The 1,124-nt window shown below is 65.1% G+C and carries 2 pseudogenes; both read left to right on the plus strand.

The features are described from left to right. Positions 1-665, plus strand: a pseudogene (locus tag G4D87_RS38020) (serine/threonine protein kinase); the annotation flags it as partial. A 152-nt stretch (positions 666-817) separates the two neighbouring features. Next, positions 818-1,124, plus strand: a pseudogene (locus G4D87_RS38025) (protein kinase); the annotation flags it as partial.

Here is a 1,124-nt window from a genome sequence, read left to right on the forward strand (position 1 = left end):
CCCCACATTCCGCGCCGTTCACATCGGCTGCCCCTGCTATGTCACCACCTAGCCCCCCGCCTGTGCTGCTGACGGGCCCTGAGACTGCCGCTCCGAAGGAAGGTTCAACCGTGAAGACGACTCCGTCACCCAAGGCCCCGACCCAAGGACGCCCGCCGGGCGGGAGGACGAAGGCCACCGCTGTTGCCGACTGCGCGACGATGACGCTCGTCGCGGCGCTCGCGGCGGGCTGCCCCGGGGCTCAGATTCGGCCTGAGTCGTTCACCTGCCCGTCTGGTGCGGAAGAGACGATGCGGGAAGACCTTCGCTGGGAGATTAACGAGCCATTCAGCCTCACTCTTGACAGTCGCCAGGGCCCGTACGACCAAGTTTGGTTCACCGCAGGGGCTGACGTGGTGGGGGTTGTTCCCAAGGGAGTTGAACCACGGCAACGAGCAGTCGCGCCGCCCGGGACACGCTTTTACGGGAAGGCGTATTTCCTCTCTGACCGCATGGGGCGCTCGGAGGGGCCTGCGCTCGTCATCCGTTACGACCGTGTGAAACTGCCGGGACAGGACGAACGCCCCGTCTGCTTCGTGGTCGAGTCGCCTGCCAAGGGCTACGAAGATGGCCGAGTGAAGTCGTTCAACTCCGGAGGCGGATACGTCGTGGACCGCTGGCCGTGAGAGCCCCGAAAGGACGTAATAGGTAGGGAGCCGAAATTGGGCCGCCCAAGCCGTTTTGTCTCCCTTACCTGTGAGGGCGTTCCCTCGACCGGATGCGGCAGGTAGCTTCCCTCGCCGCGTTGGTCGCGAGTCTGCGCACGAGGGGAAATGGCATGTCGAAAGCAATCGAGTTCAAGATCCCGCCAGGGGCGATTCTCTTCTCGGCGGATGGCGTCGGCTACGAATTCCGCGAGGACTTGGGGCCAACGCACCATGGGATGGCCCTCTTCGTGGCACGGCTGCGAGCCGCTTCGGGGGCGCCTCGTGGGAAGGTGCTTCTCAAGGCGGTTCCCGCGCCATCGGAGAAGGAAGGGGGGCGGGTTCGGCGAGCGCGAGCAAAGCTCGATGAGCAGGTTCGTCTTGCCGCCTCCCTCTCGCACCCGGCAATCCTCAAGGTCCATGGGCTCCACAAGGTCGAGG

Origin of the sequence: Myxococcus vastator (genome assembly GCF_010894475.1) — a bacterium.
Lineage (GTDB): Bacteria > Myxococcota > Myxococcia > Myxococcales > Myxococcaceae > Myxococcus > Myxococcus vastator.